23 protein-coding genes are annotated in these 23,733 nt (G+C 71.6%); 4 read left to right on the top strand and 19 right to left on the bottom strand.

Translation table 11 applies throughout. The features are described from left to right. Positions 1–150: 150 nt before the first annotated feature. Entirely contained in the window at positions 151–855 is a 705-nt protein-coding gene (locus ABH931_RS16250; RefSeq protein ID WP_370113727.1) for a CAP domain-containing protein, read from the top strand. 97 nt (positions 856–952) lie between these two features. Here ABH931_RS16250 and ABH931_RS16245 read toward each other — a convergent pair whose 3' ends face one another. From ABH931_RS16245 to ABH931_RS16225, 5 genes are all read right to left on the bottom strand, one after another. Then, positions 953–2,155 (bottom strand): serine hydrolase domain-containing protein, encoded by a 1,203-nt coding sequence (locus ABH931_RS16245; protein WP_370113725.1) that lies wholly within the window; start codon positions 2,153–2,155, stop codon positions 953–955. A 121-nt stretch (positions 2,156–2,276) separates the two neighbouring features. Beyond that, complete coding sequence (locus tag ABH931_RS16240) at positions 2,277–3,311, bottom strand: LacI family DNA-binding transcriptional regulator (RefSeq protein ID WP_370113724.1); 1,035 nt, start codon at positions 3,309–3,311, stop codon at positions 2,277–2,279. Positions 3,312–3,357: 46 nt separating this feature from the next. After that, a complete protein-coding gene (locus ABH931_RS16235) occupies positions 3,358–4,218 on the bottom strand; it encodes a carbohydrate ABC transporter permease (protein WP_370113722.1) in 861 nt (286 codons plus the stop codon). Further along, positions 4,215–5,126 (bottom strand): carbohydrate ABC transporter permease, encoded by a 912-nt coding sequence (locus tag ABH931_RS16230; RefSeq protein ID WP_370113720.1) that lies wholly within the window; start codon positions 5,124–5,126, stop codon positions 4,215–4,217. Before ABH931_RS16230 ends, ABH931_RS16235 begins: the two co-directional genes overlap by 4 nt. Positions 5,127–5,203: 77 nt before the next feature. Beyond that, complete coding sequence (locus ABH931_RS16225) at positions 5,204–6,526, bottom strand: ABC transporter substrate-binding protein (RefSeq protein ID WP_370113718.1); 1,323 nt, start codon at positions 6,524–6,526, stop codon at positions 5,204–5,206. Positions 6,527–6,770: 244 nt separating this feature from the next. Here ABH931_RS16225 and ABH931_RS16220 point away from each other — a divergent pair, with 244 nt between their 5' ends. Next, the gene (locus ABH931_RS16220; RefSeq protein WP_370113716.1) at positions 6,771–8,804 is read left to right on the top strand and encodes a beta-galactosidase; all 2,034 of its coding nucleotides are present in this window, start codon (positions 6,771–6,773) and stop codon (positions 8,802–8,804) included. 93 nt (positions 8,805–8,897) lie between these two features. Continuing rightward, positions 8,898–10,463, top strand: a complete 1,566-nt coding sequence (locus ABH931_RS16215; protein WP_370113714.1) for a glycosyl hydrolase 53 family protein — start codon at positions 8,898–8,900, stop codon at positions 10,461–10,463. Between the two features lie 12 nt (positions 10,464–10,475). On the opposite strand, the gene ABH931_RS16210 is transcribed toward ABH931_RS16215, so the two are convergent. The 13 genes from ABH931_RS16210 to ABH931_RS16150 form a co-directional block, all read right to left on the bottom strand. Then, the gene (locus ABH931_RS16210; RefSeq protein ID WP_370113712.1) at positions 10,476–11,192 is read right to left on the bottom strand and encodes a hypothetical protein; all 717 of its coding nucleotides are present in this window, start codon (positions 11,190–11,192) and stop codon (positions 10,476–10,478) included. After that, on the bottom strand, positions 11,189–12,334 hold the full coding sequence (locus tag ABH931_RS16205) for a WXG100 family type VII secretion target (protein ID WP_370113710.1): 1,146 nt from the start codon (positions 12,332–12,334) through the stop codon (positions 11,189–11,191). Before ABH931_RS16205 ends, ABH931_RS16210 begins: the two co-directional genes overlap by 4 nt. Next, positions 12,334–12,648, bottom strand: coding sequence for a type VII secretion target (locus tag ABH931_RS16200; RefSeq protein ID WP_370113708.1), 315 nt, complete (start codon positions 12,646–12,648; stop codon positions 12,334–12,336). Before ABH931_RS16200 ends, ABH931_RS16205 begins: the two co-directional genes overlap by 1 nt. 54 nt (positions 12,649–12,702) lie before the next feature. Then, on the bottom strand, positions 12,703–13,569 hold the full coding sequence (gene mutM / locus ABH931_RS16195; RefSeq protein WP_370113706.1) for a bifunctional DNA-formamidopyrimidine glycosylase/DNA-(apurinic or apyrimidinic site) lyase: 867 nt from the start codon (positions 13,567–13,569) through the stop codon (positions 12,703–12,705). Between the two features lie 32 nt (positions 13,570–13,601). Next, complete coding sequence (gene rnc, locus ABH931_RS16190; RefSeq protein ID WP_370113704.1) at positions 13,602–14,360, bottom strand: ribonuclease III; 759 nt, start codon at positions 14,358–14,360, stop codon at positions 13,602–13,604. A gap of 18 nt (positions 14,361–14,378) precedes the next feature. Beyond that, positions 14,379–14,552 (bottom strand): 50S ribosomal protein L32, encoded by a 174-nt coding sequence (gene rpmF / locus ABH931_RS16185; RefSeq protein WP_042454021.1) that lies wholly within the window; start codon positions 14,550–14,552, stop codon positions 14,379–14,381. A 2-nt stretch (positions 14,553–14,554) separates the two neighbouring features. After that, positions 14,555–15,112: a DUF177 domain-containing protein gene (locus ABH931_RS16180; RefSeq protein WP_370113701.1), complete on the bottom strand. Its 558-nt coding sequence runs from the start codon at positions 15,110–15,112 to the stop codon at positions 14,555–14,557. A 220-nt stretch (positions 15,113–15,332) separates the two neighbouring features. Continuing rightward, a complete protein-coding gene (locus tag ABH931_RS16175; protein ID WP_370113699.1) occupies positions 15,333–16,427 on the bottom strand; it encodes a cell division initiation protein in 1,095 nt (364 codons plus the stop codon). Positions 16,428–16,477: 50 nt separating this feature from the next. Next, positions 16,478–16,981 (bottom strand): pantetheine-phosphate adenylyltransferase, encoded by a 504-nt coding sequence (gene coaD, locus ABH931_RS16170; RefSeq protein WP_370113832.1) that lies wholly within the window; start codon positions 16,979–16,981, stop codon positions 16,478–16,480. A gap of 14 nt (positions 16,982–16,995) precedes the next feature. Further along, on the bottom strand, positions 16,996–17,586 hold the full coding sequence (gene rsmD, locus ABH931_RS16165; RefSeq protein WP_370113697.1) for a 16S rRNA (guanine(966)-N(2))-methyltransferase RsmD: 591 nt from the start codon (positions 17,584–17,586) through the stop codon (positions 16,996–16,998). Between the two features lie 185 nt (positions 17,587–17,771). Further along, positions 17,772–18,284 carry a hypothetical protein gene (locus ABH931_RS16160; RefSeq protein ID WP_370113695.1) on the bottom strand — a complete coding sequence of 171 codons (513 nt, stop codon included), beginning with the start codon at positions 18,282–18,284 and terminating at the stop codon, positions 17,772–17,774. Positions 18,285–18,377: 93 nt separating this feature from the next. Next, positions 18,378–20,573 (bottom strand): ATP-dependent DNA helicase RecG, encoded by a 2,196-nt coding sequence (gene recG, locus ABH931_RS16155; RefSeq protein WP_370113693.1) that lies wholly within the window; start codon positions 20,571–20,573, stop codon positions 18,378–18,380. A gap of 48 nt (positions 20,574–20,621) precedes the next feature. After that, a complete protein-coding gene (locus ABH931_RS16150) occupies positions 20,622–22,262 on the bottom strand; it encodes a DAK2 domain-containing protein (RefSeq protein ID WP_370113691.1) in 1,641 nt (546 codons plus the stop codon). A 267-nt stretch (positions 22,263–22,529) separates the two neighbouring features. On the opposite strand from ABH931_RS16150, the gene rpmB reads away from it, so the two are divergent. Next, the gene (gene rpmB / locus ABH931_RS16145) at positions 22,530–22,715 is read left to right on the top strand and encodes a 50S ribosomal protein L28 (RefSeq protein ID WP_084701635.1); all 186 of its coding nucleotides are present in this window, start codon (positions 22,530–22,532) and stop codon (positions 22,713–22,715) included. A gap of 78 nt (positions 22,716–22,793) precedes the next feature. Here the strand turns inward: rpmB and thiD are convergent, their stop codons facing one another. Next, complete coding sequence (gene thiD, locus ABH931_RS16140) at positions 22,794–23,603, bottom strand: bifunctional hydroxymethylpyrimidine kinase/phosphomethylpyrimidine kinase (protein ID WP_370113689.1); 810 nt, start codon at positions 23,601–23,603, stop codon at positions 22,794–22,796. Between the last annotated feature and the right edge of the window lie 130 nt (positions 23,604–23,733).

Here is a 23,733-nt window from a genome sequence, read left to right as displayed (position 1 = left end):
CGAGTCGGACGAGTGGGGCGAGTTGGCGAGTCGGGGGCGGGGAGGGCGACGGTCGTGTCGCGTCATGCGCGCAGCCCCCAGCGGGGCGGACACCGTGGACACCGCGGGTCACCACGTCGGCGTGGGCCGGCCAGAGCGGTCCTGGCCGCGGTGGCGACGGCCGCGGCGGCGGGGGTGGGCGTCGTCCTGAGCGGCGCACTGCCGATGCCGCCGGGCATGTCCCCGGGCGTCACCGTGGCGGGCGACCCGGCCGGCGCGGTCGGTACCCCCACCGCCACCGCGTCGAGCACCCGCGCGCGTCCCGTGCCGATCGGCGCGCACCCGACGGGCAGCCGACCGTCGACCCCGGCGGTACCCACGGCGACGTGGTCCGTGTCGAGCACGCCCACGTCCGCACCCCCGTCCACGAGCCCGTCCGCGACGGCGAGCGCGTCGGTTTCGGCCTCGCCCTCCGTCTCCGCCTCGGTCTCCGCCGGGACCGGCACGGACGAGGCCGCCGTGCTGGCCCTGGTGAACACCGCGCGCGCCCAGCACGGCTGCGGGGCGCTGAGCGCCTCCCCGGCCCTGACGGAGCTGGCCCAGTCCTTCAGCCGCGAGATGGCGGCCCGCGGCTTCTTCTCCCACACCGACCCGGACGGCCACACCCCCTGGGACCGCGCCCGCGCCCTCGGCATCACCAACCTGGGTGGCGAGAACATCGCCCGCGGCCAGCAGACCCCGGACGCGGTCATGACCGCCTGGCTCAACAGCCCGGGCCACCGCGCCAACATCCTCGACTGTGCCTACCACTCCCTCGGCGTCGGCGTCTTCTACGGCGCGGGCGGCCCGTGGTGGACCCAGGACTTCGGCTTCTGACGCCCAGGAGCCCCTGGGCGGGTCAGCCCTGGTTCGGCGGGTCGTGGATGGCGTCCGGCTCGGAGCCGGCGGAGCTGGAGCGGGCCGCGCGGGCGGGTCAGCGCTGGCTCGGCGCGCCGTAGACGTTCGACGGGGTGGCGATCGCGGTGACAGCGGTGGCGAAGAGCGTGCTGGGCTCCGCGCCGTTGTGGAGGACGTCGGTGTTGAGCAGGATCACCAGCGTGGCGTCCTGCTGCGGCAGGTAGACGGTGACGCTCTCGTAGCCGGGCAGGGAGCCGTTGTGGCCGAGCCAGCCGTGGCTGGTGAGGAGGCCCAGGCCGTAGCCGAGGCCGGAGGGGTCCCCGACGGGGATGAACTTCAGCCGCTGGGCCTGCGTGGCGGGCGAGAGCAGGGTGCCGGTCGCGGCCTCCTTGGCCCACAGGTGCAGGTCACGCAGGTCGGAGATCATCGCTCCGGCCGCCCAGCCCCAGCTGGGGTTCCAGTGCGTGCTGTCCTCGACGGCACCGGACAGCGTCTGGTTGGTGTAGCCGTGCGCGTGCGGCGAGGGGAACTCGGCTCCGACCGGGAGGAAGGAGTGGTCCAGGTGGGAGGGCTTCAGTACCCGCTCGCGGATGAAGTCGGCGAGCGGCATCCGGCCCAGCTTCTCCACCAGCAGGCCGAGCAGGACGTAGTTGGTGTTGGAGTAGTCGAACCTCGCCCCCGGCGCGAAGAGGTTCTTGTGGCTGTGGGAGTAGGCGAGCAGCTGCTGCGGGGTGAACGACCGGGTCGGGTTCGTGAGCAGGGCCGTCTGGAAGGCCTTGTCGAAGGTGTAGGAGAACAGACCGCTGCGCATCTCCAGCAGCTGACGGATCGTGATCTTCCGCCCATTCCGCACACCGCGGATGTAGTCGCCGATCGGGTCGTCCAGCTTGACCAGGCCCTGGTCGACCAGCTCCAGCACGGCGGTCGCGGTGAACGTCTTGGTCTCGCTGCCGATCCGCATGAACAGATCGGGCCGCATCGGCGCACCGGTGGCCTTGTCGGCCACCCCGAACGAGCGCAGGTAGGTGCCCCGGCCCGGCATCCACAGGCCCACGGTGACGCCCGGGGTGCCGGTCTCCTTACGGACCGCCTCGATCGCCTTGTCGAGACGGGCGGCCAGCACGGGGTCGAGCGGACAGTCGTCCGCCGACCGTTGGACGGACGGATGGACCGTCGTCCGTGGCGCGGCCTGGACCGACGGGGCGGCCAGGACGGCGGGGGTGAGCGCGGCGAGCGCGAGCAGGGCGGAGGCGAGTCGGCGGGCGGAGGCAGGGCGCATGGCGGGCAGCTTGTCCGTTCGTGTGGTGAGGTGACCTTTCCGGGATCATCACCGTCACCCCGCGCCCCGAGCCCGCTCGCCCGCCGATTCCACCCGTCCGGCCCCGCCCTGCGCCGACTCCCTACGCCGACTCCCTGCGCACCAGCTCCGTCGGCAGGATCACCGACGCCGGCGGGCGGCCCGCGATCAGGTCCAGCAGCACGCGGACCATCTCACCGCTGATCCGCTCCCACGGCTGACGGACCGTCGTCAGCGAGGGACGCGTCGACGCGGCCACGGCGGAGTCGTCGAAGCCGCCGACCGCGACGTCCTGCGGCACGCGGCGGCCCGTGCGGTCCAGCGCGGCGAGCGCGCCGTCGGCCATCAGGTCGGAGGCGACGAAGACCGCGTCCAGGTCCGGGGCCTGCCGCAGCAGCGCGTCCATGCCGGCGCTGCCGCTCGCGCGGCTGTAGTCGCCCTCGACGACCAGGGCCGGGTCGTAGCCCAGGCCCGCCTCGGCCAGCATCTCGCGGTAGCCGGAGAGGCGGTCCACGCCGCCGGGCGTGTCCAGGGGGCCGGTGATGGTGGCGACCCGGCGGCGCCCGCCCTGCACCAGGTGCCGCACCAACTGCCGTGCGCCCTCGCGGTCGTCGGCCGCGACGTAAGGGGTGGCGGTCGCGTGGCCGAGCGGCTTGCCGCAGGCGACGACGGGCATGCGGGCCTCCTGGAGCAGCTCCACCATCGGGTTGCCCGAGTGGGAGGAGACCAGCAGCACCCCGTCGACGTGCCCGGAGGTGATGTAGCGCCCTATCCGGCGCCGCTCCTCCTCCGTGCCGGCGATCATCAGCAACAGCGGGATGTCGTGCTCGGCCAGCGCCGCCGTGCAGCCGCGCAGCAGGTGGCCGAAGTTGGGGTCCTCGAAGAAGCGGTCCTGCGGTTCCGTCAGCAGGAAGGCCACCGAGTCCGAGCGCTGGGTGACCAGACTGCGGGCGTGCCGGTTGACGACGTAGCCCGTCTTCTTGATCGCCGCGTTGACCGCCTTCAAAGCCTCCGGACTGACGTTGTGGCCGCCCTGGAGCACACGGGAGACCGTGCCGCGCGATATCCCCGCCTCGCGCGCGACGTCGTGGATCGTCGGCGGTCGGCGTCGGGCGGGGGTGGCCTCGGGGTCGGTCATGGAGAGCTTTCTGACGAGTGGTCACAGGAACGGGGGTCGGCGCTGCTCAGGACTTTACGGCCCCGGAGAGCAGATCGAGCCGCCAGAAGCGCTGGAGCGAGAGGAAGAGCGCGATCAGTGGCAGCACCGACAGCAGCGCCCCGGTGATCACCAGCGTGTACAGCGACGGGGCGTTCGCGCCCTGCAGCAGCAGCGTGTAGAGGCCGACGGTGACCGGGAACTTGTGGTCGTCGCCGAGCATCACGAAAGGCAGCAGGAAGTTGTTCCAGATGGCCACGAACTGGAAGAGGAAGACGGTGACCAGGCCCGGAGCCATCATCGGCAGCGCGACCGAGCGGAACAGCCGCCACTCGCCGGTGCCGTCCATCCGGCCCGCCTCCAGCACGTCGTCCGGGATCGCGCCGGCGGCGTAGATACGGGCCAGGTAGATACCGTAGGGGCTGATGACGCTGGGCAGCAGGACGGACCAGTAGCTGTCGGCCAACCCGGCCTTGGCGAAGAGCAGGTACTGCGGCACAGCCAGCACGACCGGCGGCATCAGCACGCCCGCCAGCAGGATGTTGAAGATCGCGGCACGTCCCGCGAAGCGGTACTTGGCCAGCGCGTAGCCGGTGACGCCGGACAGCAGCGCGGACAGCGCGCCGCCGACCCCGGCGTAGAGGGCGGAGTTGAGCATCCACTGCCAGAACTCGCCGCCGCGGTAGGCGGAGAGCTGGTGCAGGTTGGTGAGGAGGCCGGTGCCGGGCAACAGGGTGAAGGTGGAGAAGAGCTGGCTGATGCTCTTGGTGGAGGCGATCAGCACCCACAGCACCGGGAGCAGCGTGTAGGCGGCGCCGACGAGCAGACCGACGGTGGGTATCCAGCCGCCCTTGCGGGTGCGCCGGGGGGTGGTGGTCAGGGTGCTCATGAGGTGGTGTCCTCCCCGTAGGCGCGGCGGCCGGCGAGCTTGAGGAAGCCGAAGGAGACGGCCAGGGTGACGGCGGCGATGACCACGGAGGTCGCCGAGGCGGAGTAGATGTCGCCGCGGACGAAGGCGTCGCGGTAGACCTTCATCAGCGGGCTCCAGGTGGAGGAGATGCCGTTGGTCAGCGGCTTGAGGTTCATCGGCTCGGCGAAGACCTGGAGCGTCGCGATGAGCGAGAAGAAGAAGGTGAGCACGAGCGAGGGCAGCACCATCGGGATCTTGATCCGCCGCGCGATCTGCAGCTCGCTCGCGCCGTCGAGACGCGCGGCCTCGTAGAGCTCCGCCGGGATGGAGCGCAGCGAGGTGTAGATGACGATCATGTTGAAGCCGGTGCCGCCCCAGATGGCGATGTTGGCCAGGGCCACGTACATCCCGTTGCCCTGGAGCAGTTGCGGGCCGCTCATGCCCAGCTGGTGCAACACGTAGTAGCCGGGGCTGGTGGTCGGCAGGTAGAGGAAGCCCCACAGCAGCGTGGCGACGACCCCGGGAACGGCGTAGGGCAGGAAGATCGCGATCCGCGAGAACGCGCGCAGCCGCGTCCGGTCCGCGTCCAGCAGCAGGGCGAACAGCAGCGCCAGGCCGAGCATGACCGGCACCAGCAGCCCGCCGTAGACGAGGACCCGGCCCGCTCCCGCGAGGAGCTCGTGGTCGCCCAGCGCGGCGGTGTAGTTGGCCAGGCCCGCCCAACGCTCGGTGCGCGCGCCGGGGCCGAGGCCCAGGCCGCTGATGTGCACCTCGCGCAGGCTCAGGTAGACGGCGTAGCCGATCGGCACGGCCAGCAGCAGTGTGAAGGCGAGGACGGCGGGGGCGATGAAGAGGTAGGGCGCGCTGCGGACGCGGCGAGCGGCCATGCGGGTCTCCGTAAGCATCGTGGGGACAGGGCCCCGGGCGCGGCGCAGGAACGCCCGGGGCGAGAGGTGACGCAGGGTCAGCCGGAGACGGTGAAGCCCTGGCTCTTCATGTCGGCGAGGGTGGTCTGCTGGACGGTGCTCAGCGCGGCGAGGAAGTCGGTCCTGTTCTGCGCGGCCTTGCCGAAGGCGTCCTTGAAGGCGCTGTAGGCGGTGTTGACGTTCGGGCCCCACGCGGCGGGCGCGGTCGTCGCGGCGATCTTCGCGGCCTGGGTGTAGAAGTCGGGCTGGTTGCTGAAGTAGTCCGGCGCGGTGGACAGCGCGCCACCGGTCTGGGCGTCGGTCGCGGCCGGGTACACGTAGGAGTCCTTGACCAGCGCGGCGACGGCCTGCGGGTCGGTGTTCAGCCAGAGCGCGAACTGCGCGGCCGCGGCCTTGTTCCTGGAGTCGGCGGTGACGGCCGTCGAGGAGCCGCCCCAGCTGCCGGTGACGTTCTGACCGGCTGTCCACTGCGGCAGCGGCGCCATCGCCCACTTGCCCTTGCCCGACGGGGCGCTGCTGCTCAGCACGCCGGGCGCCCACACCGCGCTGACCCAGGCGAGCTGGGTGCCGTCGTCCAGAGCCTTGCTCCACGCGGGGGTGTACATCGGCTGGTTGTCGATCGCCCCCTCCTTGACCAGGCCGCCCCAGAAGCTCGCGACCTTCTGTGTGGCGGCGTCGTCGAGGCTGACCTTCCAGCTGCTGCCCGAGGTGGTCCACCACTGTGCGCCGGCCTGCTGGGCCAGACCGGCGAAGAGGCCGGCGTCGTTGGCGGAGAAGGTGGTGAGGTACCTGGAGGAGTCCTCGCCGCGCAGCTTCTCGGCGTCGGCCCTGAACTGGTCCCAGGTGGTGGGGACGGTCAGGCCGTACTTCTGGAACAGGTCGGTGCGGTAGTAGAACATCAGCGGACCGCTGTCCTGCGGGATCGCGTAGACGGCGCCCGTGCCGAGGGTGACCTGCTTCCAGATGCCGGGTGCGAACTTCCCCGAGGCCGAGCCGTCCTGCGCGGAGATGTCGGCGAGGACGTTGTTGCTGACCAGCGTCGGCAGGGCCTGGTACTCGGCCTGGACCAGGTCCGGCGCGCTGCCCGCCTTGGCGGCGGTGATCACCTTGGTCAGCAGGTCGTCGCCCTGGGCCTGCTTCTCGACGGTGACCTGGATGTTCGGGTGGGACTTGTTCCAGATCGCCGCCACCTGGTCGAGGCCGGGCGCCCAGGCCCAGTAGGTCAGGTGCACCGGGCCGGACGAGGAGGGGGCGGCACTCGTGGATCCGCTGCTGCCGCAGCCGGCGACGAGGGTGGCGGCGACGGCCGCGGAGGTGAGGCCGAGGGCGAGGCGGAGGCCTCTGGGGGCGTCGGAAAGCATGGGGTCTCCCACGGATGAACAGCACGGGCGCTGTGAACGTTCACAGTACGGAAACCGCCGTGACATCTGTCAAGACTTGTTGCCGAGCGGTTATCTATGGACTCCCACAGCGAGAAAAACCCTGAAATAGGCCCCCAAATGGGACGTAGCGTCGCTCAGAATCCAACAACTACCCACTTGCCAGAACATGCCGGTCGTCCACTACGGTGTGCACGTTCACACAAGCGCAACGCAGGAGACGCCGATGCCGTCCACCCCCCGCCTCGCGTTCGGCGGTGACTACAACCCCGAGCAGTGGCCCGAGCACGTCTGGGCCGAGGACATGGCCCTCATGCGCGAGGCGGGCGTCACCATGGTGAGCGTCGGGATCTTCTCCTGGGCGCTGCTGGAGCCCGAGCCCGGCGTGTACGACTTCGGCTGGCTGGACCGGCTGCTCGCGCTGCTGCACGAGAACGGCATCGCGGCCGACCTCGGCACCCCGACCGTCGTCCCGCCGGCCTGGTTCTACCAGCGGCACCCCGAGGCGCTGCCCGTCACCAAGGACGGCCAACGGCTCGCCTTCGGTGGCCGCGCGGCCATCTGCCACAGCTCCCCCGCCTACCGGGCCGCGATCACCGGCGTCACCACCGCGCTCGCCGAGCGCTACGCCGGCCATCCGGCGCTGGCGATGTGGCACGTCCACAACGAGTACGGCGCGCCCGTCTCCGCCTGCTACTGCGACGTCTCCGCCGCCGACTTCCGCCGCTGGCTGCGCGCCCGCCACGGCGAGGGCCGAGACGGGCTGGCTCGGCTGAACGAGGCGTGGGGCACCGCCTTCTGGGGCCAGCGCTACACCGAGTGGACGCAGATCGGCACGCCACTGCGCACCCCGACCGCCGGGAACCCGGCCCAGCAGCTGGACTTCGCCCGCTTCTCGTCCGACGCGATGCTCGCCAACTTCACCACCGAGCGCGACATCCTGCACCGCCTCTCCCCCGGCACGCCGATCACCACCAACTTCATGACGGCGCTGAGCCAGTGCAGCAGCGTCGACTACTGGAGGTGGGGCGGCGAGGTGGACCTGGTCACCAACGACCACTACCTGGTCGGCGAGGCGGCACGGACACACGTCAACCTGGCCATGGCCGCCGACCTCACCCGCTCCGTGGCGGGCGGCGCGCCGTGGCTGCTGCTGGAGCACTCCACCGGGGCGGTCAACTGGCAGCCGCGCAACATCGCCAAGCGTCCCGGCGAGCTGGCCCGCAACAGCCTGGCCCATGTGGCGCGCGGCTCCGACGGGGCCATGTTCTTCCAGTGGCGGGCCTCCCGCTACGGCGCGGAGAAGTTCCACAGCTCGATGCTGCCGCACGCGGGCACGGAGAGCCGGATCTGGCGCGAGGTCCGGCAGCTCGGCGCGGACCTGGCCCGCCTCGGCGAGGTCGCCGGCACCCGGACGGTCGCGGACGTGGCGGTGCTCTGGGACTGGCACTCCTGGTGGGCACAGTCGCTGGAGTGGCGCCCGAGCGTGGACCACCGGGCCGAGGAGCGCGCCGACGCGTTCTACGAGGCCCTGTACGACCGGCACCTGACGGTCGACTTCGCCCACCCCGAGGCCGACCTCTCCGCCTACCCGCTCGTCGTCGTGCCGGCGTTGTACCTGGCCACGGCAGCCGCGGGCGCGAACCTGACCCGCTACGTCGAGAACGGTGGCACGCTCGTCGTCTCCTACTTCTCCGGGATCGTCGACGAGCACGACACCGTCCACCCCGGCCCGCATCCGGGCGTGCTGCGGGACGTGCTGGGCCTGACCGTCGAGGAGTTCCTGCCGCTGCGCGCCGGCGAGACAGTCGCGCTCGGAGGCGACGCCGGACGGACCGGCGGGGCGCGGCTGACCGGGGACGTGTGGGCCGAGACGGTCGTGCCACAGGGTGCCAAGACGGTCTGGCACTACGCCGACGGCCCGGCCGCGGGCGGACCCGCCGTCACCCGCAACCTGCGCGGCGCGGGCGCCGCCTGGTACCTCTCCACCCGTCTCTCCCCCGCGCGGCTCGGCGAGGTCCTCGCCCTGGCCTGCGCCGACGCCCGCCTCCCGGATCGTGCGGAACTGCCGCGCGACGTCGAGGTGGTGCTACGGGAGGGCCCCGAAGCCGCGTACCTGTTCGCCGTGAACCACAACCCCGTCGAGGCCAAGGTGCCGGTCCCCCGACCCGGCACGGAGCTGCTGACCGACGAGCGCGTGGCCGGACGCCTCGGCATCCCGGCGGGCGCGGTGCGCGTGGTGCGACTGGACCCACGTTAGGCCCTGTCGCGCCATCCGTCCCGACGGTGCGCCGAGGGTCGCGCCGTCGGGACGCTCCCACCCACCATCCCAACGTCAGAGAGGACGTTGACGATGCGCCACCTCCTGGGCCGAACGCTGGCCCGCACCACCGCCGTCGCCCTGCTCGCCTCCGCCGCCCTGTTGAGTGCGCCCGCCGCGCACGCGGCGGGCACCGTCACCAACGGCGGGTTCGAGACCGACGCCAAGGGCACCGCCACACCGACCGGCTGGAGCACCAGCGGGACCTCGTCCGCCTCCTACACCGAGTCCGGCGGCCATTCCGGCAGCTACCGACTCACCCACTGGTCCTCCAGCGCCTACAAGGTCACGACCTACCAGACACTCACCGGCCTGACCAACGGCAGCTACACGCTCACCGCCTGGGTCCGCTCCGGCGGCGGGCAGAACACCGACACCATCGGTCTGCTCGGCTGCGGCGGCAGCGACAAGCAGACCTCCGTGCCGCCGACCGCCGACGGCGCGTGGGTGCGGATCGTGGTCTCCACGACCGTCAGCAACGGGCAGTGCACCATCGGCCTCTACTCCGACGCCAACGCCGGCGACTGGACCAACTACGACGACGTCACCCTCACCTCCGGCTACGCCTCGCTGCCGATCCGCGGCGGTGACGTCTCCAGCCTGGAACGCGGGCAGGAGCTGGGTGGCGTCTACTACGACAGCAGCGGCACGCAGCAGTCGGCGCTGACGGTCCTCGGCAACGCGGGCATGAACTACGCGCGGCTGCGCGTCTGGGTGAACCCGGCGGACGGGTTCGACGACGAGACCGAACTGCTGGCAATGGCCAAGCAGGTCAAGGCGAAGGGCATGGGCCTGCTGCTGGACCTGCACTACTCCGACACCTGGGCCGATCCCGGCCACCAGACCGTCCCGGCGGCCTGGGCGAGCGACAACCTCTCCCAGCTGGAGACGCAGGTGACCGCCTACTCCAAGCAGGTCGTCGGCGATCTGGTCGCCCAGGGCACGGCGCCGGACATGGTGCAGGTCGGCAACGAGGTCAACGCCGGGATGCTCTGGTCGCTCGGCTCCACCGCGAACTGGGGCCAGTTCGCGGCGCTGCTGAAGGCCGGGATCAGCGGCGTGAAGGCGGCTGCGCCGAACACGAAGATCATGCTGCACATCGCGAACGGCGCGGCGGACGCCACGGACAAGGCCTGGTACCAGAACGCGGTCAACGACGGCGTGCCGTTCGACGTGATCGGGCTCTCCTACTACGACTACTGGCACGGCCCGCTGGACCAGCTCCAGACCACGCTGGACGACCTGGCGGCGACCTTCAAGAAGCCGGTGGTCGTGGCCGAGACGGCCTACCCGTGGACGATGGCCAACGGCGACTCCGAGACCAACTCGGTCACCTCCACCAACACCACCCTGGACGCCGGCTACCCGGCCACCCCGGCCGGTCAGGCGGCGAACTTCCGCGACGTCCAGTCGATCGTCCAGGCCGTCCCGAACGGGCTCGGCTGGGGCGCGTTCTACTGGGAGCCGACCTGGACGGCGGTGGCCGGCAACGGCTGGGACCCGACGAACGCCTCGTCCGGCGACGGCTGGGAGAACCAGGCGATGTTCGACTTCTCGGACAAGGCCCTGCCCGTGGTCAACGACTACGCGGCGCGGTAGCGCGCCGGAAGGCTAGGCGGGTCGTTCTGCGGTCGGGCCCGGCCAGGGGTCCGGCTGCAGTGCGGCCGTCTCCCGGACCTCGCCCGGGAGGAGGGCGCCGATCCAGGCCATGTTGTCGACCAGCGTCATCATGGCCGGGGCGGGCAGTTGCTCCTTCACCACGGCAATCAGCGCGTGCCCGTCCATCCGCCAGTCGGCGCGGAGCGCCCGGGTGCGGTCCAGCACCTCGGGGGTGAACAGCGCCGAGGCGGCCGCAGGGTCGGTGGCGAAGCCACGCAGCCCGGCGAAGGCCGGGCCGTGTGTCCCCTCGCGGTAGCGCGCGGGCTCCTGGGCGGCGGGTTGCCGGTCGCGCGGGTCGTTCGTGGTGGAGAGGGCGACCAGTGGCAGCGGATAGGGGAAGACCACGGTGGCGACGGTCCAACTGGTCATCTGCTGATTGCGCGCGTCGTGGTTCTGGCCGAACAACACGGCGAAGGTCTCGGCTCGTAGCCCACCGGGCAGCGGACCGCGCAGCAGCCCGCCGAAGGTGCGCTCTGCGAAGGAGAACGGCGTCGCACGCCGGTAGCGCTCGGCCAGGCTCTTCCCGTCAGCCGGCTCCCAACCGGGACGCCCCGCGAGCGCCGCTTCCCGCTGCCGCTCGCTCGTCTTGTTGACCCCTCGGATCATCATCGCTGCCACGGCCACGAACAGCACCACCGCCACGATGGCGAAGACAATCGGCCTGCTCACGCGACGACCTCCACGGCCCCGTCCGCCCCCTGCTGCTGGGACGGCGGTTTCGTGGCGTTGACGTCGTTCTCGACAGCGCCGCCCGCACCGTAGACGTATCCGTTCGCCCCGAGGTCCGTGGTGATCGGCGTGTAGGGGTCACGGGGCTTGGCGTGGCGACCCTGCGGCAGCGGGTCGACCGTGTGGCCGCCGGCGACGCCGGCGCCGACGCCGCCGGTGACTGTGGAGGTCACCCCGTCCGCGATGGTCGTGCCCGCGTCCTTGCCCTCGTAGATGTCCGTGCCGACGGCTGCGGCGCCGCTGGTGAGCCCGCCCCCGAAGGCGCGCGAACCGAAAGCGGCAGCGCCGGTGAGCGTCTTTCCGTCAGCGCCCTTGCCCACCAGGAAGTTGCCGGTCTTCCCGAGGCCGCCCGCACCGCCGAACTTCTCGCCGATCCCCTCGAGCGCCGCGCCGCCGATGCTGCCACCGGCACCGGCCAGGGCGGCGGTCTCCACGTCCGACCCCTTGATCAGGCCCTGCCCCGTCATGAAATCGCTCAGCTGGGTGCCCATCAGGTTCATCGCGGTGTTCTTGAGGGCGTCCACGACGATCCGGGGGATCGCGCCCAGCTTGCGGATGTCGTTGATCAACTCCGTGATCACCTTGATGGCCTTCTCGCCCAGCTTGATGAACTTGTCGATCAGCTGCGTGATCTTCCAGGCTCGCTCGCCGGAGGCGGCCGCCGCGACGGCGTCCGAGATGCCCGCGGTGACCACCGTCAGCAGCGCCCCAGCCAGCTCGAACTCGGCGATCTGCAGCGCGATCTCGACGATCGCCGCAATGATCTGCTCCGCCTCGGCGGCGTAGGCCTCCAACTCCTTGGCCACCGCCTCGAAGTTCTGCGAGCTCTGCCGCATGGCCTGGTGCTGGCGCCGCCAGTGCGCCTCGAAGGCGTCGGCCGCGTCACCCTGCCAGTACGTGCCGACGACCTGACCGACGCGGGTGTCGAGGTGCTCCGCCGTGCCGCTCAGCTCACCCGCCATCGCGCGCCACTCACCGGCGAAGTCGCGCAGGGTGGCCGGGTCGCCGCCGGGCCAGGGCAGGTTGAGCAGGGAGAGGACCTGGGCCACCTTGCCCGCGATCGCACCGTTGATGTCGTACATCAGTTCCCCCCGAGCAGGCGGGAGTTGCAGTGCTCCACCTGGTCGTACTGTGCCGCCGTGTGCTCCAGGCCCGCCGAGTCCGCGGCCAGCGCCTGCTCCAGCTCCCCGAGACCGTGGGCCGTGTGCTCGACGAGCGACTGGTACTGGGAGGCGGCGCCGGTACAGGCCCCGAGCGCGCCGAAGGCCTCGCCGATCTCCAGGACGTTGCTCTGGAAGGCGGGGGCCAGCGACGCGAGCCGGTCCGCCGCCTGCCGGAACTCCGTCGCCAGATCGTTCAGGTACTCCTTGGCGACCAAGAACTGACCAGCTGCCACCGCTGCCTCCCCGTTGAACGCGTGCGGTCAGCAGCCTGCCACATCAGTGATCACTCACCGCGGCCGGGGCAGACGCTGACACTTGGGGCAGAAGTAGCTGGAGCGGTTCATCCACGCCGCGCGGCGCATCGCCGTGCCGCAGCGGTTGCACGGCTCGCCCTCGCGGCCGTAGGCGTCCAGGGAGCGGGAGAAGTAGCCGGACTCGCCGTTGACGTTGACGTAGAGGCTGTCGAAGCTGGTGCCGCCCTGGGCCAGGGCCTCCGTCATCACCGCGCGGGCGGAGGCGAGCAGCAGCTCGGAGGCCGGGCGGGTGAGGGTGTCGGCGGGACGGTCGTAGTGCAGCTTGCTGCGCCACAGCGCTTCGTCGGCGTAGATGTTGCCGACACCGCTGATCAGGGACTGGTCCAGCAGGGCGCGCTTGACGCCGCTGCTGCGGCGGCGCAGCGCGGCGAGGAAGGCGGTGTCGTCGAAACGGGAGTCGAGCGGGTCGCGGGCGATGTGCGCGAGGGACATCGGGGCCGCGTCCGGGTCGCTCGGGTCCGCGTCCTCCACGGCGAGACCGCCGAAGGTGCGCTGGTCGACGAAGCGCAGCTCGGTGCCGGCCGCGTCGTCGAACCGGACGCGCACCCGCAGGTGCTTCTCGTCCGCCGCGCCCTCCGGCTGCACCAGCAGCTGGCCGCTCATGCCGAGGTGGCCGAGCAGCGAGACGCCGGTGCCGGGCAGCGGCAGCCACAGGTACTTGCCGCGGCGCAGCGCCGGACCGAGCTCCCGGCCGCGCAGCTGCGCGGCGAAGTCGTCCGGGCCGGCCTCGTGACGGCGCACGGCGCGCGGGTGCAGCACCTCGACGGCGCGGACCGTGCGACCACTGACCCAGCGGTCCAGGCCGCGCCGGACGACCTCTACTTCGGGAAGCTCAGGCATCCGGGCAGCCTAGCCGCAGTCGGCTCGTGGTGTTACGCGTCCGCGGAGGGCACGGGCTGCGCCGGTGCGGCGCCTTCGCCGTGCTTCTCACGGATCGCGTGCCAGGCGCTCTCGGCGGCCTTCTGCTCGGCCTCCTTCTTCGAGCGACCGGTACCCGTGCCGTAGTCCTCGCCGGCCACACGGGCGGCGGCGATGAACGTCTTCTCGTGGTCCGGACCGGACTCGGTGACGACGTACTCCGGCACACCGATCCCGACGCTCGCGGTGAGCTCCTGGAGGCTGGTCTTCCAGTCCAGGCCCGCGCCGAGGTTCGACGACTTCTCGATCAGCGGGTCGAAGAGCCGGTGAACCAGCTCCGAGGCGCTGTCGAGGCCCTGGTCGAGGTAGACCGCGCCGATGACGGCCTCAAGGGTGTCCGCGAGGATCGAGGACTTGTCACGCCCACCGGTTCCCTCCTCACCACGGCCGAGGCTGATGAAGGTACCGAGTTCCAGTCCCCGCGCGACGTCCGCGAGGGCGCGCGAGTTGACCACCGCGGCGCGCAGCTTCGCGAGCTGCCCCTCCGGAAGGTCGGGGTGGACGCGGTACAGGGTGTCCGTCACCACCAGGCCCAGCACCGAGTCGCCCAGGAACTCCAGACGCTCGTTCGTGGGAAGGCCACCGTTCTCGTACGCGTACGAGCGGTGAGTCAGTGCACGCGTCAGAAGGGGCGGCTCAAGCGTGTAGCCGAGCCGTCCCTCCAGAACGCTGTACCCGGTGTCGGCGTGCGAAGCGGATGCTGACGCTGACATCTGGTGTTCTCCTGCCGATCAGACCGACAGGACCTGACGGCGGTTGTAGGTGCCGCAGCTCGGGCACGCGATGTGACCCAGCTTCGGCTGGTTGCAGCGGTCGCACGCCACGAGCGCGGGAACAGTGGCCTTCCACTGCGCACGACGGTGACGCGTGTTGCTGCGCGACATCTTCCGCTTGGGAACAGCCACAGCTACTTCTCCTGGTTCTCGGCGGCACCCTCCCGGGTGACGCTGTCCTCTTCGCTACCGGTCGCGCTGGATGCGGCCGAGAGTTCCTGCAGTGCCGCCCACCGGGGGTCGACGGCGTCATGGTGGTGGTCCGGGTCGTCCGTGAGCCGCGCCCCGCACTCGGGGCACAGTCCCAGGCAGTCGTCCTGGCACACCGGCTGCAGCGGCAGTGCGAGCACCACCGCGTCACGCAGCACCGGCTCGAGGTCGAACAGGTCGCCCTCGAGACGGTAAGTCTCGTCGTCCTCGTCCTCGTCGGAGTCGGACCCTCCCTTGAAGCGGTCGGCCGCCTCAGGGTAGTAGTAAAGCTCCTGGAAGTCCGCTTCGAGCTCGCGCTCGATCGGCTCCAGGCAGCGCACGCACTCGCCCTTGAGGTCGGCCTCGGCCGTGCCCGTCACGAGCACGCCCTCGATGACCGACTCCAGTCGGAGCTCCAGCTCCACGGGACCGCCGACCGGCACGCCGATCACTTCGTTGCCGAAGTTCTCGGGCGCCGGGACCGAGCGGGACACCTTCCGCATCGCCCCAGGCCGACGGCCCAGCTCGTGTGTGTCGAACACGAGCGGGTTGCGGTGGTCGAGGCGGTTCAGGGGTCTGTCCTTCTCTTGGTCTTCGGCGGCCGCCGCCCTGTTCGAGGGCAGCAGCAAATCCCAGCACATCAAGCCGGAGAGGTCAGAATACCCGACGCCGGAACCCCGACCCAACTTCGGGCCGGATGATCACGACCTCACGGCCGGATGATCAGTGGCCCTGGCCGTACTCGCGCAGCTTCGACATGTCGATGAAGCCGGTGTCGAAGAAGCTGGTGACCTCCTGCGGCTGCGGCTGCGCGTAGTGCTGCTGCTGCGGGATCTGCGCGTGCTGGACCGGCTGCACCGGCTGGCCGTAGGCGTCGTACGCCGGCTGCGGCTGCTGCTCGACGTAGCCGCCGGTGTAGGGGTCGTAGACGGGCTGCTGCTGCGGCTCGGCGTAACCACCCTGGTAGGGGTCGTAGACCGGCTGCTGCGGCTGCTGCGCGTACGGGTCCTGCTGCGGCGGCCAGTACTCGACCTGCGGCTGCATCTCCGGGTGCATCTCCGGCTGGTGCACGCCCTGCTGCTCGGCACCGGGCATCAGGCCCTGGCGGCCCAGCTCCGCGGCCACGGCCGCCTGACGGAAGTCGCCCTGCTCGACGCCCTGCGCCTGGTCGGCGGCGGCCAGGTAGGCACCCAGCTCGTCGATGGGAGCCTTGCCCAGCAGCTTGTCGCGGCCGCGGCCGACGGCCTCCAACGTCTTGCTGAGCGCGGTCTCCAGGGCGGCGAGCTTCACGTCGACGTACTCGTCCACCTCGGGGCTGGGCGAGCGGAAGGCGTCCTGGGTGAACTCCTCGCCGTCCTCGCCCTCGACCGGACCGCCGGCCACCCGCAGCTTCGCGCGGCCACGGCCGATCGCGCCGAGGGTCTTGGTCAGCACGACCTCGAAGTTGGCCAGCTTGCTGTCGACGTAGTCGTCCGCCTCGCGCCGCTGCTCCCCCGCCTCCGCACGGGCCTCGGCCAGCAGCCGGTCCGCCTCGGACTGGGCCACGGTGACGTAGTCGGTGCCGTTGATCAGCGCCTGCCGCTCGTCGTGCGCGGCGGCGACCACCCGCTCGGCCTCACGACGGGCGTCCTCGACGACCTGGTCGCCGTACTGCACCGTCTGCTGCGCCTGCGCGATCTCGCTCGGGAGCTCCTCACGCAGCTCGGTGAGCAGGGTCACCAGATCGGCCTTGTTGACCACGATCGACGCCGACATCGGCATCGACCGGGCACCCTCCACCAGCTTGGTGATCTCGTCGAGCTTCTGCTGCACGTCCACCGGGTCACGCTTTCCGCGAGGGAACTGGAGAAAAGGAACTGTACTCAGTCCTACGGATTCGTGGGCTGCGCGCGCCGTTCCGCGATCCGCTCGGTCAGCCTGCGAAGCACCAAGTCCGGGACAAGGTGGGACACATCGCCGCCGAGGACGGCGACCTCCTTGATCAGGGAGGAGGACTGGAAGCTGTAGGTGGGGTTGGTCGGCACGAACAGGGTCTCCACGCCGCTCAGCCCGTAGTTCATCTGCGCCATCTGCAGCTCGTAGTCGAAGTCGCTGACGGCGCGCAGGCCCTTCACGATGGCCGGGATGTCGCGGTCGCGGCAGTAGTCCACCAACAGGCCCTGGTGGGACTCGACCTTGACGTTGCCGTAGCCCGCGGTGATCTCCTCGATCATCGACACCCGCTCGTCGACGCTGAACATCCCCTTCTTGGAGGGATTGACCAGCACCGCGACGTGGACCACGTCATAGAGCCGCGAGGCGCGCTCGATGATGTCGAGATGGCCGTTGTGGATGGGGTCGAAGGACCCCGGGCAGACGGCACGGCGGAACATCGTCATCTCCTCGCTCACAGGCCGGCATCCTTGCCGGCTCCGTCGGCGGCGCGACCGTACCAGAGGGTCGCCTCGCCGTAGCGGCGCTCGCGCAGGCCCTCGAAGCCCTCCGGCCAGGCGAAAGCGCCGCCCCTGGTGCTGCGCTCCACGGTGACGATCACGTCGTCGTCGAGCCAGCCCTCAGAGGTGAGTGTGACCAGGATCTCGCGCAGTTCGCCGTCGGTGACGGCGTAGGGCGGATCGAGGAACAGCAGGTCGTACGGGGTGGACGGGGGCGCCCCCACGATCACCCGCTCGGCCTTGCCCGAACGGACCTCGGCGCCGGGGAGGGAGAGCGTGCGGACGTTCGCGAGGATCACCTTCACCGCGGCCGGGTCCTCCTCCACGAGGAGCGCGTGCGCGGCGCCCCGGGAGAGTGCCTCCAGCCCGACGGCACCTGATCCCGCGTACAGGTCGATCACGCGCGCCCCGGCGAGGGAGCCGCGGAGCGACTCCCAGCTGGAGAAGAGCGCCTCCCGCGCCCGGTCCGAGGTGGGACGGGTACCGTTCCCCGGCGGCACGGCGAGGCGTCGCCCCCGGGCGGCTCCGGCGATCACGCGGGTCATGTGGGCTGCGTCCTTGCTGGTGGGGAAAGGTGTGCACTTTCACGCTAGTGCACTATCCGGGGGCGCGAGGAACTGCGCGAGAACCACCGGCGTGCGGACGGCCCTGCACGCACCACGCGGGTGGCTTGTCGCGCCCACGCGGCGGAGCCGCATATCCGCAGAGCCCCGCGCCCCCGGTGGTGCGACTAGCCCTCAGTCGTCACGGATCCCAGAAGCGTCGGGCTGGCGTAGCGGCTCCAGGAGAGGCAGCCGTCGGGCGGGCAGTACTCGGGGCGGCGGGGGTCGTGGCCCAACTCGCGGAGCTTGGTGCGGACGGAGTCCGGCGTGCGGCCGAAGCGGGCCGCCACGCGGGCTATGGTCTCGCCCTCGTGGAACCGGCGGACCAGCTCCTCCTCGTGCTGCGGGACCCACGGCGCACCGTGTCCCGGGTAGAGCTCACGGAGCACGTCCCGGTCCGGGATCGGCTCGGAGACGTCGGCGACGATGGCGAGGGCCCGCAGCGCGCGGTTCAGCGCGATGCGCAGGGACGCGGTGTCCTCCACCGGCAAGCGGAGCTTGCCGGAGGCGATCGGCTCGGACGCGTGACCCTCGCGCCAGCCGGTGAGGGTGAGGGTGACCTCGCGGTCGTCCTCACTGGTGAGTTCGATGCGGAAGACCTTGTCACCGAGCGGCAGCTCGTTCAGGTGACGGAACGCCATGGAAGTGCCCCCTGAGAATGTTGAAGAATGGCCGGTCAGGGCCCCTTTGCAACACCTCTATTCTCGCAGGGGGCACTGACAATCGAGCCCCCGTCAGCCCTTCTCCAGGTACTCCGCGCGCTCCGCTCCGAGGAGCGAGTCCAGCGCGCTGCGCAGGGCCGGATGCTCCGTCAGTTCGGGGTCGGACTCGACCAGCGCGGTCGCCTCCGCCCTCGCGGCCTCGATGACGTCCTCGTCCTCCAGCACCGACAGCACGCGCAGCGAGGACTTGACCCCCGACTGCGCCTGCCCCAGCACGTCACCCTCCCTGCGCTGCTCCAGGTCGATGCGGGAGAGCTCGAAGCCGTCCAGCGTGCCCGCCACCGCGTCCAGGCGCTCGCGCGCGGCGGACGCGGCCGGCATGTCCGAGACCAGCAGGCACAGCCCCGGCGCCGAGCCACGGCCCACCCGCCCGCGCAGCTGGTGCAGCTGGGAGACGCCGAAGCGGTCCGCGTCCATGATGACCATGACCGTGGCGTTGGGGACGTTGACGCCGACCTCGATGACCGTGGTCGCGACCAGCACGTCCACCTCGCCGGCCGAGTACGCCCGCATCACCTCGTCCTTGGCGTCGGGCGCCATGCGCCCGTGCAGCACCTCCACCCGCAGGCCCGCCAGCGGGCCGCCGCGCAGTTCCTCTGCGACGTCCAGGACGGCCAGTGGCGGTCGTCGGTCGTCGCCATCCTTGGCCGCGGCCTTCTCCGCCTTCTTCAGCGCCTTCTCGTCCTCCTCGTCGCCGATCCGGGGCGTGACGACATACGCCTGGTGGCCCTTGCCGACCTCCTCCCGGATCCGTTCCCAGGCACGGGCCAGGAAGTTGGGGCGCTCCAGCGCGGGGACGACGTGCGAGGAGATGGGCGAGCGGCCGGCCGGGAGCTGGTCCAGGACGGAGGTCTCCAGGTCGCCGAAGACCGTCATGGCGACGGTGCGCGGGATCGGGGTGGCCGTCATGACCAGCAGGTGCGGCGGGCGTTCGGCCTTGGCGCGCAGCGCGTCGCGCTGCTCGACGCCGAAGCGGTGCTGCTCGTCGACGACGACCAGGCCGAGGTCGAGGAACTGCACCTTGTCCTCGATCAGCGCGTGGGTGCCGATGACGAGGCCCGCCTCGCCCGTGATCAGGTCCAGCAGGGCGCGCTTGCGGGCCGCGACGCCCATCGAGCCGGTCAGCAGGGTGACCTTGGTGGCGTGGTCGGCGCCGCCCAGCATGCCGCCCTGGGCCAGCTCGCCCATCATCTCCACGATCGAGCGGTGGTGCTGCTGGGCCAGGACCTCCGTGGGCGCCAGCATGGCCGCCTGGCCGCCCGCGTCGACGACGGCGAGCATGGCGCGCAGGGCGACCAGCGTCTTGCCGGAGCCGACCTCGCCCTGGAGCAGGCGGTGCATCGGGTGCTCGGTGGCGAGGTCCGCGAAGACCTCCGCGCAGACGCGCTGCTGACCCTCGGTCAAGGTGAAGGGGAGCTTGGCGTCGAAGGCGTCCAGCAAACCGCCGGTGCGCGGCTTGCGGGCGACGGCCGGGCGGGCGGTGTCCTCGGCGCGACGCCGGGCCAGGGCCACCTGGAGCACGAAGGCCTCGTCCCACTTCAGGCGGGCCTGGGCGGCGAGACGTTCGGCCTGGTTGCGCGGGCGGTGGATCTGCTCCAGCGCCTGGTGCAGCGGGATCAGGCCGCGTGAGTCGAGCAGCGAGGCGGGGACCGGGTCGGGGACCTGCGTCCAGTCCATGCCGTCGAGGATGGTGTCCACGGCGAGCGCGAGCCGCCAGGAGGGCGCCTTGGCGGAGGCCGGGTAGACGGGGATCAGCCGCCCGGCGAAGCGGTCGGCGGCCTTGGGAGCGTCGGGGTCGTCGCCGTCGCCGAACAGCTCGTAGTCCGGGTTGGTCAGCTGCCTGGTGCGGTTGAAGACGCCGACCTTGCCCGCGAACAGGCCGCTGCGGCCGGGCCGCAGTTCCTTCTCGCGCCAGCGCTGGTTGAAGAAGGTCAGCGAGAGCCGGCCGCGCCCGTCCGTGACCACGACCTCCAGCCGGTCGCCCTTGCGGCCGCGGAAGGGGATCAGCGTGCACTTCTCGATCCGGGCGACGACCGTGACGTGCTCGTCGACCTCGAGCGAATCCAGGCTGGTCAGTTCGCCGCGCTCGTTGTAGCGGCGCGGAAAGTGGTGCAGCAGGTCCCCGACGGTGTGCAGGTCGAGACCTTCGGCGAGCTGCTTGGCCGGGGCGCCGAGGTGCTTCTTCAGGTCGTCGTCGAGAGGAGACACAAGGTCAACGATGCACCATCGGTCGGACAGGCCACCGCAAAAGGCCCGTCACTCCACGCCGACGACCAGCGGCGCGGCGCCCTGGCCGCCCTCGTAGACGACCGCGTCCACGACCGGGTTGGTGCGCCGCAGGTGCGCGACGAGCGCGTCGGCGAGCCCCGGCCCGGCGTCCTCGCCGACGATCAGTGTCACCATCTCGCCACCGGCCGCGAGCATGCGGTCGAGCACGGTCGCCGCGGTGGTGACCATCTCGCTCTGGTCGCCGATGACGGCCACGTCCCCGTCGATCAGGCCGAGGATGTCACCGGCCTGGCAGACGCCGGCCATCGTCCACGACTCCCCCTCGGCGACGGCCAGCTCCGCGTAGCGGGTGGCACCGGCGGCCGTGGTCATCGCGACCACGTCCTCGTCGAAGCGACGGGCGGGCTCGTGCACGGCGAGCGCGGCCAAACCCTGGACGGGCGAGCGGGTGGGAATGACGGCGACCCGGACGCCCTCGCCGCGCAGCTGGTCGGCGGCGACCCCGGCGGCCGCGCGCAGTTCGGCGTCGTTGAGCAGCAGCACGACCTCGCGGGCGTGGGCGAGCCGGATCGCGGCGGCGAGCTCGGCGCTGCTGGGCGCGCGGTCGGGGTCGGCGGGCAGGACGGTGGCGCCGCACTCGCGGCAGAGCCCGGCCAGGCCCTCCCCCTGGACCACGCTGACGACGGCCCGGGTCGGGCTGAGCCCGACCGCGTGCGAGGCGTCCGCCTGCTCGGCGGCGGCCGAGGCGAAGTGGGTGATCCTGATCCGGTGCGGTCGCCCGGTCTCGATCCCGGCCTCGACGGCGGCACCGGGGTCGTCGACGTGCACGTGGACGCTCCACAGACCCTCGCCGCCGCTGACGACGAGCGAGTCACCGAGGGCGCCGAGGCGGGCGCGCAGCCCGGGCACGGCCTCGTCGCGGGCGTCGAGCAGATAGACGACCTCGTAGGCCGGTCCGGTCGGGTCGTCGTCGAGCAGCGCGGCGGGCGTGGCGTGGACGACGACCGGGCGGGGGGTGGCCAGCGCCAGCGGCCCCATCGGGGACTGCCCGCTGACGGCGTCGGCGAGCGCGCCGAGGACGGCCACCAGGCCGCGTCCGCCGGCGTCGACGACGCCGGCCCGGCCGAGCACGTCCAACTGCTGCGGGGTGAGCGCGAGCGCGGTGCCCGCCGCCTCGAACGCCGCCTCGGCGACCGCCGACAGCCCCGCCGTCCCCGGCAGCGCCGCCGCGGCGTCGGCGGCCGCGGCGGCCACGGTCAGCACGGTGCCCTCGACGGGCACCGCCACGGCCTCGTATCCGGCGTCGGCGGCCCGCCGCAGCGCGCGCCGCAGCCCGTCGGCGTCGCAGGGCCCCGCCCCGACGGAGGCGGCCACGCCGCGCAGCAGCTGGGACAGGATCACTCCGGAGTTGCCGCGCGCGCCCAGCAGCGCGCCGTGCGCCATGGCGCGCAGGGCGGCCTCCAGGGTGGGGGCGCCGGCGCCGTCGGTGAACAGCGCCTCGACCTTCCCGGCGGCGGATTCGACGGTGAGGTAGAGGTTGGTCCCGGTGTCCCCGTCGGGAACCGGGTAGACGTTGAGCGCGTCGATCTCCTCACGCGCCTGGCCGAGGGCGGCCAGGGAGAGCCGGCACCAGTCGCGCACGGCCGCGGCGTCGAGGGTCTGCGGCACCGGGTCTCTCCTCTTGCTCTCTGGGTTCCCCGCAGGCTACCGCCCGGTCGGGGCCCCGGTCAGCGCGGGCGGGAGGACGGCGATGCGGGCTTAACCGCCCGGTCATGGTAGTTTCGTTCTACGGAGCCAGCCGATGTATGCTGCTCCGGTTGCCTGGAATCCCTTCCAGGACACCCCCAAGGACAGTCGGTGCGAACCGCGCTGTCGCGGCGTTCGCGCCACGGGGTTGGAACCGTTAGTGCATCTGAAGTCTTTGGAGTGACTCCCGTGGCTGCCAACTGCGACGTCTGCGGCAAGGGGCCGGGCTTCGGCAACAACATCTCCTTTTCGCACCGCCGGACCCGTCGTCGTTGGAACCCCAACATCCAGACGGTCCGCGCTGTGATCGGGCGTACGCCGAAGCGGCTCAACGTGTGCACCTCGTGCATCAAGGCCGGCAAGGTTTCCCGCTGACGCGGCGGCTGCCCCTCCGGCTTCGCAAGGGCCGGTCCACCTCCGGGTGGACCGGCCCTTCGCTTTGCCCTTCCGCTGCTACCGGAAGCGCCAGCCGTGGTCGACCGGGCCGATGCCCGCGCCGAGCGCGAAGCCGCCCTGGATCGCGCCGGTGATGTACTCCTTCGCGGCGGCGACGGCGTCCGGGACGGCGAGTCCGATCGCGAGGTAGGACGCGACCGCGCTGGCCAGCGTGCAGCCGGTGCCGTGGGTGTGCCGGTTGTCGTAGCGGTGGGCCCGGAACAGCGTCTCGGTGCCGTCGGGCCCGCGCAGCAGGTCGACCGCGTCGCCCTCCAGATGCCCGCCCTTCACCAGCGCCCACTGCGGCCCGAGGTCCTGCACGGCCTTCGCGGCGTCCGAGAGCTCGCTCTCACGGGTGACCTCGATCCCTGTGAGCTGCGCCACCTCGTGCAGGTTCGGCGTCGCCACGGTGGCCTGCGGCAGCAGACGGTCCCGCAGCACGCTCACCGCGGACGCGGCGAGCAGCGCGTCCCCGTGCTTGCTGACCCCGACCGGGTCCACCACGACCGGCGCGGGCTTCTCGGCGAGGAGGCCGGCCACGGCCTCGACCAGTTCGGCGCTGGCCAGCATGCCCGTCTTCACGGCCTGCACGCCGATGTCGTCCACGACGCTCCGGTACTGCGCGACGACCGCCTCGACGGGCAGCTCCCAGTACCCCTGTACCCCGACGGAGTTCTGCGCGGTGACGGCGGCGATGACGCTCATGCCGTGCACGCCGAGGGCCAGCATGGTCTTGAGATCGGCCTGGATCCCGGCGCCACCGCCGGAATCGGACCCCGCGATGGTCAGCACGCGCGGCGGTGCAACGTTGGATGAGACAGAAGCCATGCACTCACCCTAGGGGCGCGGGGAACTGCGCGGGCAACCACCCTGCGCGGATGGCCCTGCGCATCGAGGACCATCCGCACGGCGTGGCTTGTCGCGCAGAGCCCAGCGCCCCTGGCGGCTGCGCCGCCTG

Source organism: Streptacidiphilus sp. MAP12-33 (assembly GCF_041261265.1).
GTDB lineage: Bacteria > Actinomycetota > Actinomycetes > Streptomycetales > Streptomycetaceae > Streptacidiphilus.
The sequence above is the reverse complement of the archived record's forward strand: the minus strand, read 5'-3'. Positions and strand labels throughout refer to the sequence as shown.